At 66.7% G+C, this 18800-nt stretch carries 21 protein-coding genes; 17 read left to right on the top strand and 4 right to left on the bottom strand.

The window, feature by feature from the left end; genetic code table 11:
• Nucleotides 1–232: 232 nt before the first annotated feature.
• Nucleotides 233–2122: a DNA topoisomerase IV subunit B gene (parE, locus tag VA603_RS16050; RefSeq protein ID WP_132862715.1), complete on the bottom strand. Its 1890-nt coding sequence runs from the start codon at nt 2120–2122 to the stop codon at nt 233–235.
• A 158-nt stretch (nt 2123–2280) separates the two neighbouring features.
• On the opposite strand from parE, the gene VA603_RS16055 reads away from it, so the two are divergent.
• The 8 genes from VA603_RS16055 (at nt 2281) to truD (ending at nt 9422) form a co-directional block, all read left to right on the top strand.
• On the top strand, nt 2281–2532 hold the full coding sequence (locus tag VA603_RS16055) for a hypothetical protein (RefSeq protein WP_323439440.1): 252 nt from the start codon (nt 2281–2283) through the stop codon (nt 2530–2532).
• 129 nt (nt 2533–2661) lie between these two features.
• Nucleotides 2662–4326, top strand: coding sequence for a CTP synthase (gene pyrG / locus VA603_RS16060; protein WP_323439441.1), 1665 nt, complete (start codon nt 2662–2664; stop codon nt 4324–4326).
• 146 nt (nt 4327–4472) lie between these two features.
• Nucleotides 4473–5306: a 3-deoxy-8-phosphooctulonate synthase gene (gene kdsA / locus VA603_RS16065; protein ID WP_132862718.1), complete on the top strand. Its 834-nt coding sequence runs from the start codon at nt 4473–4475 to the stop codon at nt 5304–5306.
• Between the two features lie 177 nt (nt 5307–5483).
• Nucleotides 5484–6776, top strand: coding sequence for a phosphopyruvate hydratase (gene eno / locus VA603_RS16070; protein WP_132862719.1), 1293 nt, complete (start codon nt 5484–5486; stop codon nt 6774–6776).
• 5 nt (nt 6777–6781) lie between these two features.
• Nucleotides 6782–7144 carry a cell division protein FtsB gene (gene ftsB, locus VA603_RS16075; RefSeq protein WP_132862720.1) on the top strand — a complete coding sequence of 121 codons (363 nt, stop codon included), beginning with the start codon at nt 6782–6784 and terminating at the stop codon, nt 7142–7144.
• Complete coding sequence (gene ispD / locus VA603_RS16080) at nt 7144–7839, top strand: 2-C-methyl-D-erythritol 4-phosphate cytidylyltransferase (protein ID WP_425603740.1); 696 nt, start codon at nt 7144–7146, stop codon at nt 7837–7839. Before ftsB ends, ispD begins: the two co-directional genes overlap by 1 nt.
• A gap of 51 nt (nt 7840–7890) precedes the next feature.
• Nucleotides 7891–8391 carry a 2-C-methyl-D-erythritol 2,4-cyclodiphosphate synthase gene (ispF, locus tag VA603_RS16085; RefSeq protein WP_192288077.1) on the top strand — a complete coding sequence of 167 codons (501 nt, stop codon included), beginning with the start codon at nt 7891–7893 and terminating at the stop codon, nt 8389–8391.
• On the top strand, nt 8388–9422 hold the full coding sequence (truD, locus tag VA603_RS16090; RefSeq protein WP_323439442.1) for a tRNA pseudouridine(13) synthase TruD: 1035 nt from the start codon (nt 8388–8390) through the stop codon (nt 9420–9422). Before ispF ends, truD begins: the two co-directional genes overlap by 4 nt.
• A gap of 69 nt (nt 9423–9491) precedes the next feature.
• On the opposite strand, the gene VA603_RS16095 is transcribed toward truD, so the two are convergent.
• Nucleotides 9492–10031, bottom strand: coding sequence for a Smr/MutS family protein (locus VA603_RS16095; RefSeq protein ID WP_132862724.1), 540 nt, complete (start codon nt 10029–10031; stop codon nt 9492–9494).
• A gap of 170 nt (nt 10032–10201) precedes the next feature.
• Here VA603_RS16095 and surE point away from each other — a divergent pair, with 170 nt between their 5' ends.
• From surE to VA603_RS16115, 4 genes are read left to right on the top strand one after another with little or no spacing between them, the layout of a single operon-like run.
• Nucleotides 10202–10981, top strand: coding sequence for a 5'/3'-nucleotidase SurE (gene surE, locus VA603_RS16100; protein WP_132862725.1), 780 nt, complete (start codon nt 10202–10204; stop codon nt 10979–10981).
• On the top strand, nt 10978–11655 hold the full coding sequence (locus VA603_RS16105; protein ID WP_132862726.1) for a protein-L-isoaspartate(D-aspartate) O-methyltransferase: 678 nt from the start codon (nt 10978–10980) through the stop codon (nt 11653–11655). Before surE ends, VA603_RS16105 begins: the two co-directional genes overlap by 4 nt.
• A gap of 19 nt (nt 11656–11674) precedes the next feature.
• Nucleotides 11675–12289 (top strand): YqaA family protein, encoded by a 615-nt coding sequence (locus tag VA603_RS16110; protein ID WP_132862727.1) that lies wholly within the window; start codon nt 11675–11677, stop codon nt 12287–12289.
• Entirely contained in the window at nt 12268–13068 is an 801-nt protein-coding gene (locus VA603_RS16115) for a peptidoglycan DD-metalloendopeptidase family protein (protein WP_425603741.1), read from the top strand. The genes VA603_RS16110 and VA603_RS16115 overlap by 22 nt, the downstream gene beginning before the upstream one ends.
• Nucleotides 13069–13198: 130 nt before the next feature.
• Here VA603_RS16115 and VA603_RS16120 read toward each other — a convergent pair whose 3' ends face one another.
• Both VA603_RS16120 and yhbY read right to left on the bottom strand, forming a co-directional pair.
• The gene (locus VA603_RS16120; protein WP_132862729.1) at nt 13199–13579 is read right to left on the bottom strand and encodes an Mth938-like domain-containing protein; all 381 of its coding nucleotides are present in this window, start codon (nt 13577–13579) and stop codon (nt 13199–13201) included.
• A gap of 18 nt (nt 13580–13597) precedes the next feature.
• The gene (yhbY, locus tag VA603_RS16125; RefSeq protein WP_132862730.1) at nt 13598–13903 is read right to left on the bottom strand and encodes a ribosome assembly RNA-binding protein YhbY; all 306 of its coding nucleotides are present in this window, start codon (nt 13901–13903) and stop codon (nt 13598–13600) included.
• 64 nt (nt 13904–13967) lie between these two features.
• Here yhbY and rlmE point away from each other — a divergent pair, with 64 nt between their 5' ends.
• The 5 genes from rlmE (at nt 13968) to miaA (ending at nt 18727) form a co-directional block, all read left to right on the top strand.
• Nucleotides 13968–14600, top strand: coding sequence for a 23S rRNA (uridine(2552)-2'-O)-methyltransferase RlmE (gene rlmE, locus VA603_RS16130; protein ID WP_192288081.1), 633 nt, complete (start codon nt 13968–13970; stop codon nt 14598–14600).
• A gap of 53 nt (nt 14601–14653) precedes the next feature.
• Nucleotides 14654–16582, top strand: a complete 1929-nt coding sequence (gene ftsH / locus VA603_RS16135; protein WP_323439444.1) for an ATP-dependent zinc metalloprotease FtsH — start codon at nt 14654–14656, stop codon at nt 16580–16582.
• Nucleotides 16583–16692: 110 nt separating this feature from the next.
• Nucleotides 16693–16878 (top strand): hypothetical protein, encoded by a 186-nt coding sequence (locus VA603_RS16140; RefSeq protein WP_323439445.1) that lies wholly within the window; start codon nt 16693–16695, stop codon nt 16876–16878.
• Nucleotides 16878–17774 carry a dihydropteroate synthase gene (gene folP / locus VA603_RS16145; RefSeq protein ID WP_323439446.1) on the top strand — a complete coding sequence of 299 codons (897 nt, stop codon included), beginning with the start codon at nt 16878–16880 and terminating at the stop codon, nt 17772–17774. Before VA603_RS16140 ends, folP begins: the two co-directional genes overlap by 1 nt.
• Entirely contained in the window at nt 17774–18727 is a 954-nt protein-coding gene (gene miaA, locus VA603_RS16150) for a tRNA (adenosine(37)-N6)-dimethylallyltransferase MiaA (RefSeq protein ID WP_323439447.1), read from the top strand. The genes folP and miaA overlap by 1 nt, the downstream gene beginning before the upstream one ends.
• Nucleotides 18728–18800: the final 73 nt, after the last annotated feature.

An 18800-nucleotide genomic window follows, 5' to 3' on the forward strand; every position in this document is an offset into this window, starting at 1 on the left:
CGAAGGCCCGCCAGGAATGGCGGGCCTTTCTGCTTCCGGCATTTGCTCCGGATCCCGGCGCCTTTCCTTGGCGAAGCCAAGGGGGAGGGAATGAGGCTTGCCTGGCAAGCTCGCGGCGGAATGTGGGGCCGCGCTGCCGGCGGGCGGCTGGAACGGCCAACAAAAAGCCCGCCATGGTGGCGGGCTTCGCAGGCCGGGATGCAATCCCGGCGCTCTTGGGCGAGTCCGGCGATCAGACTTCCAGCGAGGCCAGGTCGCCCTTGCTCTCCAACCAACCCTTTCTATCCGCCGCGCGCTTCTTGGCCAGCAGCATGTCCATCAACGAACGGGTCGCTTCGCTGTCGTCCACGGTCAGCTGCACCAGCCGGCGGGTATCGGGGTGGATGGTGGATTCGCGCAGCTGCGAGGGGTTCATCTCGCCCAGGCCCTTGAAGCGGGTCACGCTGACCTGGCCCCTGATCTTCTCGCGCTCGATCTTGTCCAGCATCGCGCGCTTTTCTTCCTCGTCCAGCGCGTAGAACACCTGCTTGCCCACGTCCACGCGGAACAGCGGCGGCATCGCCACGAACACATGGCCGGCATCGACCAGGGCCGGGAAGTGCTTCAGGAACAGCGCTGCCAGCAGGGTCGCGATGTGCAGGCCGTCGGAGTCGGCGTCGGCCAGGATCACCACCTTGCCGTAACGCAGGCCGGTGAGGTCATCCTTGCCCGGGTCGCAGCCGATGGCGATGGCCAGGTTGTGCACTTCCTCGGAAGCCAGCACGCTGCCGGAGGCGACTTCCCAAGTGTTCAGGATCTTGCCGCGCAGCGGCAGGATGGCCTGGAAGTCCTTGTCGCGGGCCTGCTTGGCGCTGCCGCCGGCCGAGTCACCTTCCACCAGGAACAGCTCGGTGCGCGACAGGTCCTGGCTGATGCAGTCGGCCAGCTTGCCGGGCAGGGCGGGGCCCTGGGTGACCTTCTTGCGGGTGACCAGCTTTTCGGTCTTCAGCCGCGCGCTGGCGCGCTCGATCGCGATCTGGGCGATCTTCTCGCCCAGCTCCACGTTCTGGTTGAGCAGCAGGCTGAAGGCGTCATGCGAGGCGCCCTCGACGAAGCCGGCGGCCTGGCGCGAGGACAGTCGCTCCTTGGTCTGGCCGCTGAACTGCGGGTCGGTCATCTTCAGCGACAGCACGAACGACACGCGGTCCCAGACGTCTTCCGGGGCCAGCTTGACGCCGCGCGGCAGCAGGTTGCGGAAGTCGCAGAACTCGCGCAGCGCCTCGGTCAGGCCGGTGCGCAGGCCGTTGGCGTGGGTGCCGTGCTGGGCGGTCGGGATCAGGTTGACGTAGCTCTCCTGGACCAGCTCGCCTTCCGGCAGCCAGGCCACGGCCCAGTCGACCACTTCGGTTTCCTTCTTCAGGCTGCCGGTGAACAGCTCGGCCGGCAGCATCTCGCGCTCGCCCAGCTCGGCCTTCAGGTAGTCGCGCAGGCCATCCTCGTAATACCAGGTGTCGACTTCGCCGGTGGCTTCGTCGGTCAGCTTGACGGTCAGGCCCGGGCACAGCACGGCCTTGGCGCGCAGCAGGTGGCGCAATGCACGCACGTTGAACTTGGGGGTGTCGAAGTACTTCGGGTCCGGCCAGAAGCGCAGGCGGGTACCGGTGTTCTTCTTGCCGACGCTGCCGACCACTTCCAGTGGACTGGCGCGGTCGCCGTCGCGGAAGGTGATGCGGTGCTCGCTGCCTTCGCGGCGGATGTGGATCTCCACCAGGTTGGAGAGCGCATTGACCACCGACACGCCGACGCCGTGCAGGCCGCCGGAGAAGGTGTAGTTGCGGTTGCTGAACTTGCCGCCGGCATGCAGGCGGGTCAGGATCAGCTCCACGCCCGGGATCTTCTCTTCCGGATGGATGTCCACCGGCATGCCGCGGCCGTCGTCGCTGACCTCGCAGCTGCCGTCCTTGAACAGGGTGACTTCCACCGTCTTCGCGTGGCCGGCCAGGGCTTCGTCGACCGAGTTGTCGATGACTTCCTGCGCCAGATGGTTCGGGCGCGCGGTGTCGGTGTACATGCCGGGGCGGCGTTTGACCGGGTCCAGGCCGGAGAGGACTTCGATGTCGGCGGCGTTATAGCGGGCGTTCATGTATCTCGATAAGGCGCAAAGCGACGTGCGAGTTTGCGGTCTGCCGGCGATTTTTGCACGCAGGGCATTCAGGGGCGGGCGAGCCGGATCGGGGTATCCTATGCGCGGTCCAAGAAGAGCCCGGTCCCGTCGGACGGGGTGTTCCCAGGAGGAATCGGATGAAATCGTCGAAAATGCTGGCTCTGGCTGCTGTTGCTGCCGTAGTGGTGGCGGTTCCCTTCGTGATGGCGCAGGACGCCGGCAAGCCGAAGGCGGGCGAGACCGCCCAGAAGGCGCCGGAAGACAAGGCCCAGAGCGAGGCCGAGCAGAAGGCCAAGCGCCGTGCCGCCGCTGCCGTCCAGGACAGGGCGCAGGGCGACCAGTCGGCGCCGCGTGAAGAAGAGGAAGAGGAAGCCCGTCGCCGTCGCTGACGCGTTTCCCGCTGGATGACAGACGCCCCGGCGCAGGCCGGGGCGTCTTTTTTTTGATCTCGCCGCATCCTGCGCTTGGGTGTTTGGGCGACAACCTTTAAACTAGGGCTTTCCGGGAGGCAGTGAGCCGTGACCCCCCTTATTTTTGTTACTGGCGGTGTGGTGTCCTCGCTTGGCAAGGGCATTGCAGCCGCGTCTCTGGCCTCCATCCTCGAGGCACGTGGCCTGAAGGTCACGATGATGAAGCTGGATCCGTACATCAACGTCGATCCAGGCACGATGAGCCCCTTCCAGCATGGTGAGGTCTACGTCACCGACGACGGTGCCGAGACCGACCTGGACTTGGGCCACTACGAGCGCTTCGTCCACACCCGGTTGAGCCGCAAGAACTCGATCACCACCGGGCGCATCTACGAGAACGTGATCCGCAAGGAGCGTCGGGGGGATTACCTCGGTGCCACCGTGCAGGTGATTCCGCACATCACCGACGAGATCCGCCGCTGCATCGACGAGGCCACCGAAGGCTTCGACGTGGCGCTGGTGGAGATCGGCGGCACCGTGGGCGACATCGAGTCGCTGCCGTTCCTTGAGGCCATCCGCCAGGTGCGCACCGAGCGCGGCCCGGAGAAGGCGCTGTTCATGCACCTGACGCTGGTGCCGTTCATCGGCGCTGCCGGTGAACTGAAGACCAAGCCGACCCAGCACTCGGTCAAGGAGCTGCGCTCGATCGGCATCCAGCCGGACGTGCTGCTGTGCCGTTCCGAGCACGCCATCCCGGATTCGGAGCGCCGCAAGATCTCGCTGTTCACCAACGTCTCCGAGCGCGCCGTGATCAGCGTGCCGGACGTGGAAGTGTTGTACCGCGTGCCGATGGGCCTGCATGCGCAGGGCCTGGACGACATCGTGGTCAACCAGCTCAAGCTGGGCGACAAGGCCGGTCCGGCCGACCTGTCCGAATGGGAGTCGGTGCTCGACGCCGCGCTGCATCCGCTGGATGAAGTGACCATCGCCGTGGTCGGCAAGTACGTCGACCACCAGGACGCCTACAAGTCGGTCGGCGAGGCGCTCAAGCACGGCGGCCTGCGCCAGCGCACCAAGGTCAACCTGAAGTGGCTCGAGGCGCAGGAGCTGGCCGAGTCCGGCCTTGCCAGCCTGGACGGCGTGGACGGCATCCTGGTGCCCGGTGGCTTCGGCGACCGAGGCTTCGAAGGCAAGGTGCTGACCTCCCAGTTCGCCCGCGAACACAAGGTGCCGTACTTCGGCATCTGCTACGGCATGCAGGCGGCAGTGGTGGATTACGCACGCCATGTGGCCGGCCTGGACGGTGCCAACAGCACCGAGAACGACCGCCAGTCGCCGAACCCGGTGATCGGCCTGATCACCGAATGGCGCACCGCCACCGGCGAAGTCGAGAAGCGCGACGAGAAGTCCGACCTGGGCGGCACCATGCGCCTGGGCCTGCAGGAGCAGCGCCTGAAGCCGGGCACGCTGGCCCACGAGCTGTACGGCAAGGACGTGGTCGCCGAGCGTCACCGCCACCGCTACGAGTTCAACAACCGCTACCGCACCCAGCTGGAAGACGCCGGCCTGGTGATCTCCGGCAAGTCGATGGACGACACGCTGGTGGAAGTGGTCGAGCTGCCGCGTGACCAGCACCCGTGGTTCCTGGCCTGCCAGGCGCACCCGGAGTTCCTGTCCACGCCACGCGGCGGGCATCCGCTGTTCATCGGGTTCATCCGCGCCGCGCGCGAGCGCAAGGCCGGTGGTGCGCTGCTCAAGGAAGCACGCGCCTGAGGTTCGTCCCTCTCCCGGCGGGAGAGGGTGCCCCGCAAGGGGCGGATGAGGGCAGGGACAGTGGTCGGCTTGATTTCACTGCGTCCTGCCCTTATTCCAGCTTCGTTCCCGACGGGGGCGAGGTTCCACCATCACGAGGTGATTGAATGAAGCTCTGTGGATTTGAAGTAGGTCTGGACCAGCCGCTGTTCCTGATCGCAGGACCCTGCGTGATCGAGTCGATGCAGCTGCAGCTGGATACCGCCGGCAAGCTCAAGGAAATCACCCAGAAGCTGGGGATGAACTTCATCTTCAAGTCCAGCTTCGACAAGGCCAACCGTACCTCCGGCACCAGCTTCCGTGGCCCGGGCCTGGAAGAAGGCCTGAAGGTGCTGGCCGAAGTGAAGAAGCAGATCGGCGTGCCGGTGCTGACCGACGTGCACGAATACACCCCGATGGACGAAGTGGCCTCGGTGGTGGACGTGCTGCAGACCCCGGCGTTCCTGGTGCGCCAGACCGATTTCATCAGGAAGGTCTGCTCGGCCGGCCGCCCGGTCAACATCAAGAAGGGCCAGTTCCTGTCGCCGTGGGACATGAAGCCGGTCGTGGAGAAGGCCAAGTCCACCGGCAACAACGACATCATGGTCTGCGAGCGCGGCGCCAGCTTCGGCTACAACAACCTGGTCAGCGACATGCGCTCGCTGGCGGTGATGCGCGACACGCAGTGCCCGGTGGTGTTCGACGCCACCCACTCGGTGCAGTTGCCGGGCGGGCAGGGCAGCAGCTCCGGCGGCCAGCGCGAGTTCGTGCCGGTGCTGGCGCGTGCCGCGGTTGCGGTGGGCGTGGCCGGCCTGTTCGCCGAGACCCATCCCGATCCGTCCAAGGCTTTGTCCGACGGCCCCAACGCCTGGCCGCTGGACAAGATGGAGGCGCTGCTGGAAACCCTGCTGGCGCTGGATTCGATCACCAAGAAGAACGGTTTCCTCGAATCCACCGTCTGATAGCTGCTTGAACCGATGGCCCGTGTTTCACGGGCCATCGGCGTTTCAGGGCCCGGCAGCGGGCCGCTTTCACCCGAAAGCAACGCCTCGCGCCGGCCTTCCCATCGTTTAAACTGCCCCGCAGTTTTACGAAACCCGTCGAATTCAGACTCAACCAACGAGCCTATCCCCCAGATCATGACCACTATCGCCAAGATCCACGCCCGTGAAATCCTCGACAGCCGTGGCAACCCCACGCTGGAAGCCGAAGTCACCCTGGCCGACGGCTCCTTCGGCCGTGCTGCCGTGCCCTCGGGTGCCTCCACCGGCACCAAGGAAGCCGTGGAACTGCGCGATGGTGACAAGACCCGTTACCTGGGCAAGGGCGTGCGCAACGCGGTGGCCAACATCAACGGCACCATCGCCACGGCACTGGCCGGCTTCGATGCCGACGACCAGCAGGGCCTTGACCGTCGCCTGATCGACCTGGACGGTACCGAGAACAAGGGCCGCCTGGGTGCCAACGCGCTGCTGGGTGTTTCGATGGCCGCCGCGCATGCCGCCGCCGCCTCGAAGAAGCAGGCGCTGTGGCAGTACCTGGCCGGCAAGACCGGCGCCACGCCGTCGCTGCCGGTGCCGATGATGAACATCATCAACGGCGGTGCGCATGCCGACAACAACGTGGACTTCCAGGAGTTCATGGTGCTGCCGGTCGGCTTCAGCTCGTTCAGCGAGTCGTTGCGCGCCGGCACCGAAATCTTCCATGCACTGAAGTCGGTGCTGAAGGGCCATGGCCTGAGCACGGCAGTCGGCGATGAAGGCGGTTTCGCACCGGATTTCCGCAGCAACGTCGAGGCACTGGACACCATCCTGGAAGCCATCGGCAAGGCCGGCTACACCGCCGGCGAAGACATCCTGCTGGGTCTGGACGTGGCGTCCAGCGAGTTCTACGAGAACGGTAAGTACAACCTGGTCGGCGAGAACAAGCGCCTGACCTCCGAGCAGTTCGTCGACTTCCTGGCCGACTGGACCAGCCAGTACCCGATCATCACCATCGAGGACGGCCTGGCCGAGAACGACTGGGCGGGCTGGAAGCTGCTGACCCAGCGCATCGGCAACAAGGTGCAGCTGGTCGGTGACGACCTGTTCGTGACCAACCCGAAGATCTTCGCCGAAGGCATCGAGTCGGGCACCGCCAACGCCATCCTGATCAAGGTCAACCAGATCGGCACCCTGACCGAGACCCTGGAAGCCATCGCGATGGCCGACAAGGCGCATTACGCCGCCATCGTCTCGCATCGCTCGGGCGAAACCGAAGACACCACCATCGCCGACATCGCCGTGGCCACCACCGCCACCCAGATCAAGACCGGCTCGCTGTGCCGCAGCGATCGCGTGGCCAAGTACAACCAGCTGCTGCGCATCGAGGAAGCCCTCGGTGCCGGCGCGCGTTACGCCGGCCGTGACGCGTTCGTGTCGCTGAAGCGCTGACGCTGATGCGCAACTGGCGCTGGCTGCTGCTGGTGCTCGCGGTACTGCTGGGTTTGCTGCAGTACCGCTTCTGGTTCGGCCCGGGCAATTCGGGTGAAGTAATGATGCTCGAAGCCCAGGTCGCCAACCAGAAGCGGGACAACGACGGCCTGCAGCAGCGCAACGATGCGCTTGCTGCCGAGGTCAAGGACCTGAAGGAAGGCGAGGCGGCCATCGAAGAGCGCGCGCGTAGCGAGCTGGGCATGATCAAGCCCGGCGAGAAGTTCTACCGCGTGGTGGAGGACGCCCCCGTGGCCGCGCCGGTCGCACCGGCTGCGCCGCCCCCGGCGGCGACCGCGGTCGAGCATGGAACGGAGCCGGTGCCATGATGACCCAGGTCTGGGCGGTGGTTCCGGCAGCCGGCCGTGGCACCCGCTTCGGCGGCCCGGTGCCCAAGCAGTACCTGCTGGCCGACGGCGAGCCGTTGTTGGCGCATACGCTGCATGCCCTGCTGTCCCATCCCGGGGTGGCCGGGGTGATGGTGGCCATTGCCGAGAACGATGCCGATTGGCCGGGCTGGACCTCCTTTGCCGACAAGCCGGTGCTCACCTGCGTCGGCGGCGATACCCGCGCCGCGTCGGTACTGGCGGGGCTGCAGGCCTTGCCGGACAGCGTGCGCGCCGATGACTTCGTGCTGGTGCATGACGCCGCGCGTCCCAACCTGGACGCGGTGGATCTGACCCGCCTGCTGGAAGTCGGCCGTGCCGATCCGGTGGGTGCCATCCTCGCCGCACCGGTGCGCGACACCCTCAAGCGGGCCGGCGACGATGGCGGCATTGACCGTACCGAGCCGCGCGAACGCCTGTGGCGCGCGCTGACCCCGCAGTTGTTCCGACGCCACCAGTTGAGCCGGGCGTTGATCGACGCGGCCACTGCCGGCATCGACGTCACCGATGAGGCGATGGCGATGGAACGGCAGGGGGTGCGTCCGTTGCTGGTGGAAGGGGCCGAGGGCAACTTCAAGGTCACCACGCCGGCCGATCTGGCCCGCTTCGAGTTCGAGCTGTCGCGCCGCGGCAGCTGATATCCCCGCTCGGCGCGCTGCGCCGGCACAGTTCTGACGTACGGTGTTGCCATGAATGCTTCCACTCCGTTTCCGCCCATCCGCATTGGACAGGGCTACGACGTCCATGCCTTCGGCGAAGGCGACCACATCATGCTGGGCGGCGTGCGCGTGCCGCACCGTTGCGGCGTGCTCGCCCACAGCGATGGCGACGTGATCCTGCACGCGCTGTGCGATGCCATGCTGGGCGCGCTGGCGCTGGGCGATATCGGCGTGCACTTCCCGCCGTCGGATGACCGTTGGAAGGGCGCGGACAGCAGCCGCTTCGTCAGCCACTGCAATGCGCTGCTGGCCGAACGTGGCTGGCAGGTCGGCAACGCCGACATCACCGTGATCTGCGAACGGCCCAAGGTCGGGCCGCATGCGCTGGCCATGCGCGAGACGGTGGCGCAGCTGCTGGGCATCACGCTGGACCGGGTCAGCATCAAGGCCACCACCAGCGAGAAGCTGGGCTTCACTGGTCGTGAGGAAGGCATCGCCGCGCAGGCGACGGTGCTGTTGGTGGCGCTGTGACCGCGCTGCCGCTGGCGTTCGGTGCGCCGCTGTTGACGGCCTCGATCCGCAGCACGCCGGAGGATTTCCAGGTGGACGAGCTGCCTGCGTTCGAAGCCACCGGCGAGGGGGAACACCTGCTGCTCGACATCCGCAAGCGCGGTGCCAACACCGTTGCCGTCGCCAAGCAACTGGCGCAGTGGGCCGGCCTGCCGGAAATGGCGGTCAGCTATGCCGGGCAGAAGGATCGCCACGCGGTGACCACGCAGCGCTTCAGCGTGCACCTGCCCAGGCGGGTCGCCCCCGATCTGGCGGCATTGGCGTCCGACGACGTGCAGGTGTTGGCCTCGACCTGGCACAACCGCAAGCTGCAGCGCGGCGCGTTGGCGGGCAACCGGTTCAAGCTGGTGCTGCGTGACCTGCAGGGTGATGCGGCGGCCATCGATGAGCGCCTGCGACTGATCGCCGCACGTGGCCTGCCCAACTGGTTTGGTGAACAGCGCTTCGGTCGCGATGGCGGCAACGTGCCGGCCGCGCTGCAGATGTTTGCTGGACGTCGCGTGCGCAAGGACCAGCGTTCGATGCTGCTGTCGGCCGCGCGCTCGGCCTTGTTCAATCGCGTCCTGGCCGCGCGCGTGGAGCAGGGCAACTGGGACACGCCGTTGGACGGTGAGGTATGGATGCTGGACGGCAGCCGCTCGGTGTTCGGCCCGGAACCGATGAGTGATGTATTGGCCAAGCGCCTGGCGCGTTTCGATATCCATCCCAGCGCGCCGCTGTGGGGCGTCGGCGAGCTGCGTTCCACCGATGCCGCGCGTGCCCTGGAAGAACAGGCGCTGTCCGACGACCAGGCGCTGGCATTGCGTGCCGGGCTTGAAGAAGCCGGCTTGAAGCAGGAACGTCGTGCCCTGCGCTTGCGTCCGGCATTGATGCAGCACCAATGGCTGGCCGCGGACGTGCTCGAACTGTCGTTCGCGCTGCCGCCGGGCTGCTACGCCACAGCGGTGCTGCACGAACTGGGCCAGACCAACGACGCCAGCCGCGCGGAATAACCCCGCCGGTAGCAGCGGCCTCGGCCGCGAAGCCGATGAAAGCCCCGTCGCTCGGATTGCCGGTACCTGTCAGCGATGGGCCAACAACACCAACACCGCCCCGGTGCCGCCCTGTGCCGCCGGGGCGGAATGGAAGGCCAGCACGTCGTTGCGCTGGCGCAGCAGGCGGTCCACCAGGTTCTTCAGCACCGGCGCGCCGCCATCGGCCTGCAGGCCCTTGCCGTGGATGATGCGCACGCAGCCGTGTTCATGGTCGCGCGCTTCGCCCAGGAACTGACGCAACAACCCTTCGGCCTGGGCGGCAGTGGCACCGTGCAGGTCCAGTTCGTCCTGCACCGAGTACTGGCCACGCTTGAGCCGCTGGAACATCCGCGCCGGCAGGTTGTCACGCCGGTAGCTGGCGGTGTCGCCGGCTTCCAGTGGCGCGCTGGAGCGCAGCAGCCGGGCGAACTCGCCCAACGCCTCCGATTCATCCTGTTCAGCCATGCGTGCGCGCGGTTTCGGGCGAGGCTTGCCGGTGGCCGGTGTCTCCACTGGCCGCATCGGCGTCACTTCGCCGATGGCCGAGCGGAACAGGGCGCTGTCATCTTCGTCTTCGGGGTACGACATGCGCACAGCGTAACCTGCGGCATGTATCCGGCAAATGGCAGGGGAAGTGGCCGGGCGCATTCCGGTATCATGGCCCTTCAGGTCGGCCGGCCTGGCGCCAGGCGCAGGACGGTCCGGCGGTTGCGGCGCGCAGGGGGCGCCGCGTGTTGATCCAGTGATCCAGGTCTTTAATGCGCGTACTTGTAAGCAATGACGACGGTGTGGACGCCCCCGGCATCAAGATGCTCGCCGAGGAGCTCCGCAATGCAGGGCATGAAGTCACCGTGGTGGCCCCGGACCGTGACCGTTCCGGCGCCTCCAACTCGCTCACCCTCGACCAGCCGGTGCGGCTGCGTCGCATCGACCATTACACCTGCGCGGTGGCCGGCACGCCGACCGACTGCGTCCACCTTGCCCTGACCGGCATGCTCGAATACGAGCCGGACATCGTCGTGTCGGGCATCAACAATGCCGCCAACCTCGGCGACGACGTGATCTATTCCGGGACCGTGTCCGCGGCGATGGAGGGGCGCTTCCTCGGCCTGCCGTCGGTGGCCGTCTCGCTGGTCACCCACAAGCACGAGGCCAAGCACTTCCGCAGCGCGGCACGTGCGGCGGTGGAGATCGTGGCGCGGTTGATCGCTGATCCATTGCCGGCCGACACCATCCTCAACGTCAACGTGCCGGACCTGGCCTGGGAAGATATCCGTGGCTTCGAGGTCACCCGCTTGGGCAACCGCCATCGTGCCGAGGCCTGCGTGCCGGCGACCGACCCGCGCGGCAACACCGTGTACTGGATCGGCCCGGCGGGCAGCGAGCAGGATGCCGGGCCCGGCACCGATTTCCACGCCGTGCGCACCGGGCATATCTCGATCACCCCGATCCAGGTGGACCTGACCCGCTACGAGGCGCTGGAGAAGGTCGCCGGCTGGGTGGGCGGGCTCACCGAATCCCTGGGGAAGGCGGAATGACCCCGCGCCTGCGCCTGCAGCCGGAGGCGGTCGGGATCGGCATGACCTCCCAGCGCGTGCGCGACCGCCTGGTCGACCGCCTGCGCGAAGCCGGCATCGTCAACGAAGCTGCCCTCAACGCGGTGCGCGTCGTGCCCCGTCATCTGTTCATCGATGAAGCACTGGCCTCACGCGCCTATGAGGACACCGCACTGCCGATCGGCCATGGCCAGACCATCTCCCAGCCCTGGGTCGTGGCGCGCATGACCGAGGCGGTGCTGGCGGTGGAGCCCAGGACCGTGCTGGAGGTCGGCACCGGTTCGGGTTACCAGGCCGCCATCCTGGCCGCGCTGGGGCTGGAGGTGTTCACCGTGGAGCGTATTGGCGACCTGCTGCGGCAGGCCCGCAAGCGCTTCCGCCAGCTGGGCATGAACGTGCGTAGCAAGCATGATGACGGCCGTATCGGGTGGCCCGAGCATGGTCCGTATGACGCCATCGTGGTGACCGCCGCCGCGCCGGCGCTGGTGGACGCGCTGATCGACCAGTTGGCCGTGGGTGGCCGGTTGGTCGCGCCGGTGGGCGGTGCGGGCGGACAGGTGTTGTTGCAGTTGACCCGGCAGGCCGATGGCACCATCGCCCAGGAAGAACTGGCGCCGGTGAGCTTCGTGCCCCTGCTTTCGGGCATGTTGGATTGAACCGGGAACAAGGACTGCAATGAAGATCTTCGGGCCGTTGTACGACCGTGCGATGCGCTGGGCCAACCACGAGCGCGCGCCGACCTACCTGACGGTGCTCAGCTTCGTCGAGGCGATCATCTTCCCGGTGATGCCGGAGGTGATGCTGATGCCGATGTGCGTGGCGCAGCCGCGCAAGGGCTGGTGGTTCGCCACGCTGAGCCTGATCGGCTCGATGGCCGGTGCCCTGGTCGGTTACGCGCTGGGCCATTACGCCTTCGAGGTGCTCAAGCCGGTCTTCGAGTGGATGGGCATGCTGCCGGCGATCGAGTCGGGCATCGCCACGCTGCAGGAAAAGATGATCGAATCGCCGTGGGCGGTGTTCACTTTCCTGGTGCTGGGTGGTTTCATGCCCATTCCGATGAAGGTCTTCACATGGGCCTCGGGTATCGTGGGCGTACCGCTGCCGCAGTACGTGTTGAGCATGCTGGTCGGGCGCGGCAAGCGCGTGTACCTGTTGGCGGCGGTAATCCGCTTCGGTGGCGCGCGCGCGGTCGAGGCGCTGCGTCGTTGGATCGAACCATTGGGCTGGATTGCCACCGTGCTGGTGGTGGGCCTGGTGGGCTGGCTGGTCTGGAGAGCGAAATTCGCATGAATGCAAAGAAGTTGGGCAAGGGGATCCGCGGTGCGGCGGCAGTGGCGATGGTCATCGCGCTGGCGGCCTGCGGTACGGCCACGGTGGTCAAGAAGCCGGCAGGTGGCTCGTCCGCGGGCGCCGCGTCGACCACGCCGCGTACCTCGGTGCCGCGGCCGGGACAGACGGTGACGGTACGCCGCGGCGATACGTTGTTCGGCCTGGCCCGCATCAACAACATCACCCCGAGTGACCTGGCTGCGTGGAACGGCCTGTCCAATCCCAACACGATCTACCCCGGGCAGACCCTGAAGCTGTATCCGCAGGGCAGCGGCACCGCCGCCACGCGGCCGTCCGGCAGCGGTTCGACCACGACCACCACACGCCCACCGACCCCGACGGCACCGGTCACCGCGCCGGTCAACAGCGGCATCAGCTGGCGTTGGCCGGCCGACGGCGCGCTGGTCGGGCGTTTCGTGGCCGGCGAGACCACCAAGCAGGGCGTTGATATCGCCGGTTCCAGCGGGCAGGCCGTGCGTGCGGCCGGTCCGGGCGTGGTGGTGTACTCCGGCGCCGGGCTGGTCGGTTACGGCGAGCTGATCATCATCAAGCACAACGACCAGTGGCTGTCGGCTTATGGTCACAACCGCAAGCGCCTGGTCAACGAAGGGCAGAGCGTGAAGGCCGGCGACCAGATCGCCGAGATGGGCCGCACCGGCACCTCGCGCGACATGCTGCACTTCGAAATCCGCTACAACGGCAAGCCGGTCGACCCGCTGCAGTACCTGCCCAGCCGCTGATGCATCGCCGTCGGCCGGGATGAAGTGCAGAACGCTCCCGGCTGTTTGGTATCGACGCGATCAAACAAAAAGCCCGATGCGATGCATCGGGCTTTTTGCGTTGGGCGAGCGCGGGGCGATGGGCGAACGCTCAGGCGGCGGGTTCCAGGATGAACGCGACCACGACCTTGCGGTTCTCGCCGGCCAGCACATTGAAGGTGCGGGCGGCGGAGGCATTGTTCATCACCTCGATGCCGATGCCGCGGGTCAGGCAAGCCGCCATCACCGCCGGGGCGGGGAACACTTGCTTCTCGCCGGTGGCCAGGATCACCAGCTCCGGGTCCTGCGCCAGCGCGGCATCCAGGTGCTCGGGCGTCAGTGTTCTGGCGGAGGTGACCGGCCAGTTCTCGATCAGCTGGTTGGGGGCCAGCACGAAGCTGTGCTGCAGGGTCTGGTCGTTTACCCGGGCCTGGTGGCCATCGGCCGATCGCAGGGAGTAGGTGTAGTCCGGCAGTTCACGGCTGAGCAACATGTGGGGAATCCTCGGCGATCAGCCGCGGGGCAGCACGATCTGGCGCTTTTCCTTGGCCGGGCGGTACAGCACGGCGACGAAGCCGATGCGCTGCACCAGCGCGCTGCCGCTGGCTTGGACCAGTTCGGCGACGATGGCTTCACGGGCTTCGCGGTCCTCGGCACCCACCTTGACCTTGATCAGCTCGTGGCGTTCCAGCACTTCGTCCAGCTCCGCCAGGAAGGCGGGAGTAACCCCCTTGCCGCCGATCTGCAGTAGTGCTTTCAGATCGTGCGCCACGCCGCGCAGGAATCGGTTTTGGGCCGGGGTCAGGACAATGGACATGCAGGAATACGGGTTATCAAGGGGGTTCAGGGTATCATGACCACCCCTGTAAGCCCCATTCTCGATGCCTTCCCATAGCAAGAGCAGCCAGCGCTGGCTGAAAGAACACTTTTCCGATCCCTTTGTGAAAAAGGCACAAAAGGAGGGGATGCGCTCGCGTGCGGCCTACAAGCTGGAAGAGCTGCTGGAGCGCGACCGCCTGCTCAAGCCGAACATGGTGGTGGTCGACCTCGGTGCCGCCCCGGGTGGTTGGTCTCAACAGGTGCGGAGACAGATGGGCGACACCGGCCGGGTCCTGGCCCTGGACATCCTGGAGATGCCGCCGCTGGCCGGGGTTGAGTTCCTTCACGGTGACTTCAGGGAAGAAACCGTCCTATCCCAGTTTGAAGCCATGCTGGGGAATCAGCCGGTAGACCTTGTGCTGTCGGATATGGCCCCCAATAAGAGTGGCATGGATGCGGTCGACCAGCCGCGGATGATGCACCTGGCCGAGTTGGCGATGGATTTTGCCGACAACCACCTCAAGCCGGGTGGGGCGTTCCTGATCAAGCTGTTCCAGGGCGTTGGCTTTGATGACTACGTGCGCGAGATGCGCCGGCGTTATGACAAGGTGTCCATCCGCAAGCCGGAGGCCTCGCGCAAGCGTTCGCCCGAGGTGTATGCCCTGGGCCAAGGCAAGCGCAAGCAGATCAAGTAAGCTCAACCATACGACCGCGTTAAGAAATTAGAGGGACATCGGAGCCGATGAGGATGAACGACCTGACCAAGAACCTCCTGCTTTGGGTGGTTGTCGCCGTCGTGCTGATGGTGGTGTTCCAGAGCTTCGCCCCGCGCGGCGGAGCCGTTGCTGCAGGCAATGCGCGCAATTACACGCAGTTCCTGCAGGAAGTGGACTCGGGCCGGATCAAGTCGGTCGAGTACACCGACAAGACCACGCTCACCACCAACCACCTGCGTTTCAAGCGCTCCGACGGCTCGGAGGGCCAGCTGTTCGCACCGGCCGACCCGAAGCTGCTGGACCAGCTGTATTCCAAGAACGTTGAAGTGGCACGCCAGGAGCCGGCCACCGGCCCGGGCTTCTGGGGCCTGGTGCTGCAGTTCCTGCCGGTGCTGCTGTTGATCGGCTTCTGGATCTTCATGATGCGCCAGATGCAGGGCGGTGGCGGTGGTGCCAAGGGCGCGATGTCCTTCGGCAAGTCGCGCGCCAAGCTGCAGGGCGAGGACCAGATCAAGGTCACCTTCGCCGACGTCGCCGGTTGCGACGAGGCCAAGGAGGAAGTCGGCGAGCTGGTCGAGTTCCTGCGTGACCCGACCAAGTTCACCAAGCTGGGCGGCAAGATCCCGCGCGGCGTGCTGATGGTGGGCCCGCCGGGTACCGGCAAGACGCTGCTGGCCAAGGCCATCGCCGGCGAGGCCAAGGTGCCGTTCTTCGCGATCTCCGGTTCGGACTTCGTCGAGATGTTCGTCGGCGTCGGCGCCAGCCGCGTGCGTGACATGTTCGAGCAGGCCAAGAAGCATGCGCCGTGCATCATCTTCATCGACGAAATCGATGCCGTCGGCCGCCATCGCGGCTCCGGCATGGGCGGTGGCCACGATGAGCGCGAGCAGACCCTGAACCAGATGCTGGTCGAAATGGATGGCTTCGAGGGCGGTGAGGGCGTGATCGTGATCGCCGCCACCAACCGTCCGGACGTGCTGGACAAGGCGCTGCTGCGTCCGGGCCGCTTCGACCGCCAGGTTATGGTTGGCCTGCCCGACATCAAGGGCCGCGAGCAGATCCTGCGCGTGCACCTGCGCAAGGTGCCCGCCGCCGATGACGTGCGTCCGGAAGTGCTGGCACGGGGTACCCCGGGCTTCTCCGGTGCGGACCTGGCCAACCTGATCAATGAAGGCGCCCTGTTTGCGGCTCGTCGCAACAAGCAGGAAGTCGACATGAAGGACTTCGAGGACGCCAAGGACAAGATCTACATGGGTCCGGAGCGTCGCAGCATGGTCATGCGCGAGGATGAGCGTCGCAACACCGCTTATCACGAGTCCGGCCACGCCGTGGTGGCGATGTCGCTGCCCAAGGCCGACCCGGTCCACAAGGTGACGATCATGCCGCGCGGCTGGGCATTGGGCGTGACCTGGCAGCTGCCGGAGCACGACCACATCAGCAAGTACAAGGACCGCATGCTGGAAGAGCTGGCGATCCTGTTTGGTGGCCGCATTGCCGAGGAGATCTTCGTCGGCCAGATGTCCACCGGCGCGTCCAACGACTTCGAGCGTGCGACCAAGCTGGCCCGTGGCATGGTCACCAAGTACGGCATGTCCGATGTGCTGGGCACCATGGTCTACGCCGATGACGAAGGCGGCTATGGCATGCACAACAAGACCATTTCCGAGGCCACCCAGCAGAAGGTGGACGCGGAGATCCGTCGCATCCTCGACGAGCAGTACGCCGTTGCCTACAAGATCCTGGAAGAAAAGCGCGACGTGGTCGAGGCCATGACCGCGGCGCTGCTGGAATGGGAAACCATCGACGCTGAGCAGGTGAAGGCGCTGATGGAAGGCCGTGAGCCGTCGCCGCCGGCCGGTTGGGTGGCCAAGGGTGGCAACAACGACCGCGCCGGTGACGGCAAGGGCGGCGACGACCAGCGCCCGGTGACGCCGATCACCGACCCGGCCGGCCAGCACTGACCGTCCAGCGATGAGCGTGACGAAACGGGCCGGCCTTCCGGCCCGTTTCCGTTTGCGGCCGCCCCGCGCTGGGCGAGAATAGGCGCGACTCCTGTTATCCCGGTACCGACATGAACACCCCCAAGCCGCAGCAACCACCACCGCTCAACATGCCGGAAATGGTCATCGCGACCGTGGCCGGCGTTGCCTTCGGGGTGAAGACCGGCAACTACCTGACCGGCATCTTCGTTGGCGTGGTGCTGGGCGTGGTGTTGAGCCTGGTCGGCAACAGGATCCGTTCGAGGAACAAGCGCTGATGTTCGATATCGCCCCCATGCTCGATTGCGCCGGCCGCAAGCTGCGGTTGGACCGCCCGCAGGTGATGGGCATCGTCAACGTCACCCCGGATTCGTTCTCCGATGGCGGCCAGCATTTCAGCGTGGACGCCGCGGTCGCACACGCGCTGGCGCTGGTGGAGCAGGGGGCGGACCTGCTCGATATCGGCGGGGAATCGACCCGCCCGGGCGCCACGCCGGTATCGGTGCAGGAGGAGATCGATCGCGTCGCGCCGGTGATCGCCGCGCTGCACGAACGTACCGGGGTGCCGCTGAGCGTGGATACCTTCAAGCCGGAGGTGATGCGGGCGGCGCTGGCGGTCGGTGCCGGGATGGTCAATGACGTGCAGGCGCTGCAACAGCCCGGGGCGATGGATGCAGTGGCCGGCGCCGGCGCAGCGGTGGTGCTGATGCATGCGGTGGGTGGGCCGTACGCGGCAGGGCAGGCGCAGGCCTATGACGACATCGCCGGTGACGTCCAGCGCTTCCTTGCCGAACGCGTGTTCGCCGCGGAGATGGCGGGGGTTGCCCGTAACCGGCTGGTGGTCGATCCGGGCTATGGCTTCAACAAGGACACCGCGCAGAATTTCGCGCTGCTGGCGGCCCAGGAACGCCTGCTGACGCTCGGCGTGCCGGTGCTGGCGGGTTTCTCGCGCAAGCGCTGCATCGGCGATGTGACCGGGCGTGCGCTGGCGGCCGAGCGGGTTGCCGGTTCGCTGGCGGCGCACCTGCTGGCGGTCCAGCGCGGCGCAAAGATCGTGCGCGTGCATGATGTCGCCGCGACCGTGGATGCATTGAAAGTACTGGCTGCAGTCGATGCGGTACCGGCGCCGCGAGCCGACACGCCGGCGATGCCGCGTTGGCCGGACGAGGATTGATGACCGTCGACCAGCGGCCCTTGGCCATCGCCCTGATGGGCCCGACCGCCTCTGGCAAGACCGCGGCGGCGATCGCCTTGGCCAAGGCACATGGCGGCGAGATCGTCAGCGTCGACTCGGCGCTGGTCTACCGTGGCCTGGAGATTGGCGCAGCCAAGCCGGATGCTGCAGAGCAGGCGGGCATTCCCCATCACCTGCTGGACCTGCGCGACCCGTGGCAGACGTACTCGGCGGCGGAGTTCGCCGCCGATGCCGCGGCCGCGGTGCGTGACATCGTCGCGCGCGGCAAGTTGCCGATCCTCGCCGGTGGAACGGGGTTGTACTTCCGGGCGTTGCTGCAGGGGTTGTCGCCGATGCCCGAGGCGGATCCGGCCATGCGCGCGCAGATCGTCGCCGAGGCCGGGGAAGCGGGGTGGGCAGCCTTGCACGCGCAACTGGCGGGGATCGACCCGGTGGCCGCGCGACGCATCCATGCCACCGACCCGCAGCGCATCCAGCGGGCACTGGAGGTCTATCGCCTGACCGGCAAGCCGATCAGCTACTGGCAGGCCCAGCCCGGCATCGCCCGCTTGCCGGTGCGGGTGCTCAAGCTGGTGCTGTCACCGGCGGACCGCTCGGTGCTGCACCAACGCATCGAGCAGCGCTTCGATCTGATGCTCCAGCACGGTTTCCTTGATGAGGTGCGTGGGCTGCGGGCCCTGCCACAGATGGCGCAGGTGCCCTCGCCGCTGGACCTGCCGGCCATCCGCGCGGTCGGCTATCGCCAGGCCTGGCAGTTCCTGGACGGGCAGGGCAGCGTGGCCGAGTTCCGTGACAAGGGGGTCTTCGCCACCCGCCAACTGGCCAAGCGTCAGTTGACCTGGTTGCGTGGCGAACTGGATGCCCGCTGGTTTGACCCGCAGCACGAAATGGACCGCCTGCGGAACGCGGTTTCGCTGTTTTTGGGAAACTGAGAGGCCCCCGGCCGGTGTTACCATCGGGGTTCCGGATCGGCAGGGGAGTGCCGGCCATCCGGCCCATAAGAAC

It is taken from the genome of Stenotrophomonas capsici, from assembly GCF_034961085.1.
In the GTDB taxonomy this organism is placed as follows: domain Bacteria; phylum Pseudomonadota; class Gammaproteobacteria; order Xanthomonadales; family Xanthomonadaceae; genus Stenotrophomonas; species Stenotrophomonas capsici.

Coding starts and splice junctions, on each gene's coding strand:
- VA603_RS16095 (WP_132862724.1), bottom strand. CDS start 10,031: ATGTCGTACCCCGAAGACGAAGATGACAGCGCCCTGTTCCGCTCGGCC.
- folP (WP_323439446.1), top strand. CDS start 16,878: ATGTTCGATATCGCCCCCATGCTCGATTGCGCCGGCCGCAAGCTGCGG.
- ftsH (WP_323439444.1), top strand. CDS start 14,654: ATGAACGACCTGACCAAGAACCTCCTGCTTTGGGTGGTTGTCGCCGTC.
- yhbY (WP_132862730.1), bottom strand. CDS start 13,903: ATGTCCATTGTCCTGACCCCGGCCCAAAACCGATTCCTGCGCGGCGTG.
- rlmE (WP_192288081.1), top strand. CDS start 13,968: ATGCCTTCCCATAGCAAGAGCAGCCAGCGCTGGCTGAAAGAACACTTT.
- surE (WP_132862725.1), top strand. CDS start 10,202: ATGCGCGTACTTGTAAGCAATGACGACGGTGTGGACGCCCCCGGCATC.
- VA603_RS16105 (WP_132862726.1), top strand. CDS start 10,978: ATGACCCCGCGCCTGCGCCTGCAGCCGGAGGCGGTCGGGATCGGCATG.
- VA603_RS16055 (WP_323439440.1), top strand. CDS start 2,281: ATGAAATCGTCGAAAATGCTGGCTCTGGCTGCTGTTGCTGCCGTAGTG.
- miaA (WP_323439447.1), top strand. CDS start 17,774: ATGACCGTCGACCAGCGGCCCTTGGCCATCGCCCTGATGGGCCCGACC.
- VA603_RS16140 (WP_323439445.1), top strand. CDS start 16,693: ATGAACACCCCCAAGCCGCAGCAACCACCACCGCTCAACATGCCGGAA.
- kdsA (WP_132862718.1), top strand. CDS start 4,473: ATGAAGCTCTGTGGATTTGAAGTAGGTCTGGACCAGCCGCTGTTCCTG.
- eno (WP_132862719.1), top strand. CDS start 5,484: ATGACCACTATCGCCAAGATCCACGCCCGTGAAATCCTCGACAGCCGT.
- parE (WP_132862715.1), bottom strand. CDS start 2,122: ATGAACGCCCGCTATAACGCCGCCGACATCGAAGTCCTCTCCGGCCTG.
- ispF (WP_192288077.1), top strand. CDS start 7,891: ATGAATGCTTCCACTCCGTTTCCGCCCATCCGCATTGGACAGGGCTAC.
- ispD (WP_425603740.1), top strand. CDS start 7,144: ATGACCCAGGTCTGGGCGGTGGTTCCGGCAGCCGGCCGTGGCACCCGC.
- VA603_RS16120 (WP_132862729.1), bottom strand. CDS start 13,579: ATGTTGCTCAGCCGTGAACTGCCGGACTACACCTACTCCCTGCGATCG.
- VA603_RS16110 (WP_132862727.1), top strand. CDS start 11,675: ATGAAGATCTTCGGGCCGTTGTACGACCGTGCGATGCGCTGGGCCAAC.
- ftsB (WP_132862720.1), top strand. CDS start 6,782: ATGCGCAACTGGCGCTGGCTGCTGCTGGTGCTCGCGGTACTGCTGGGT.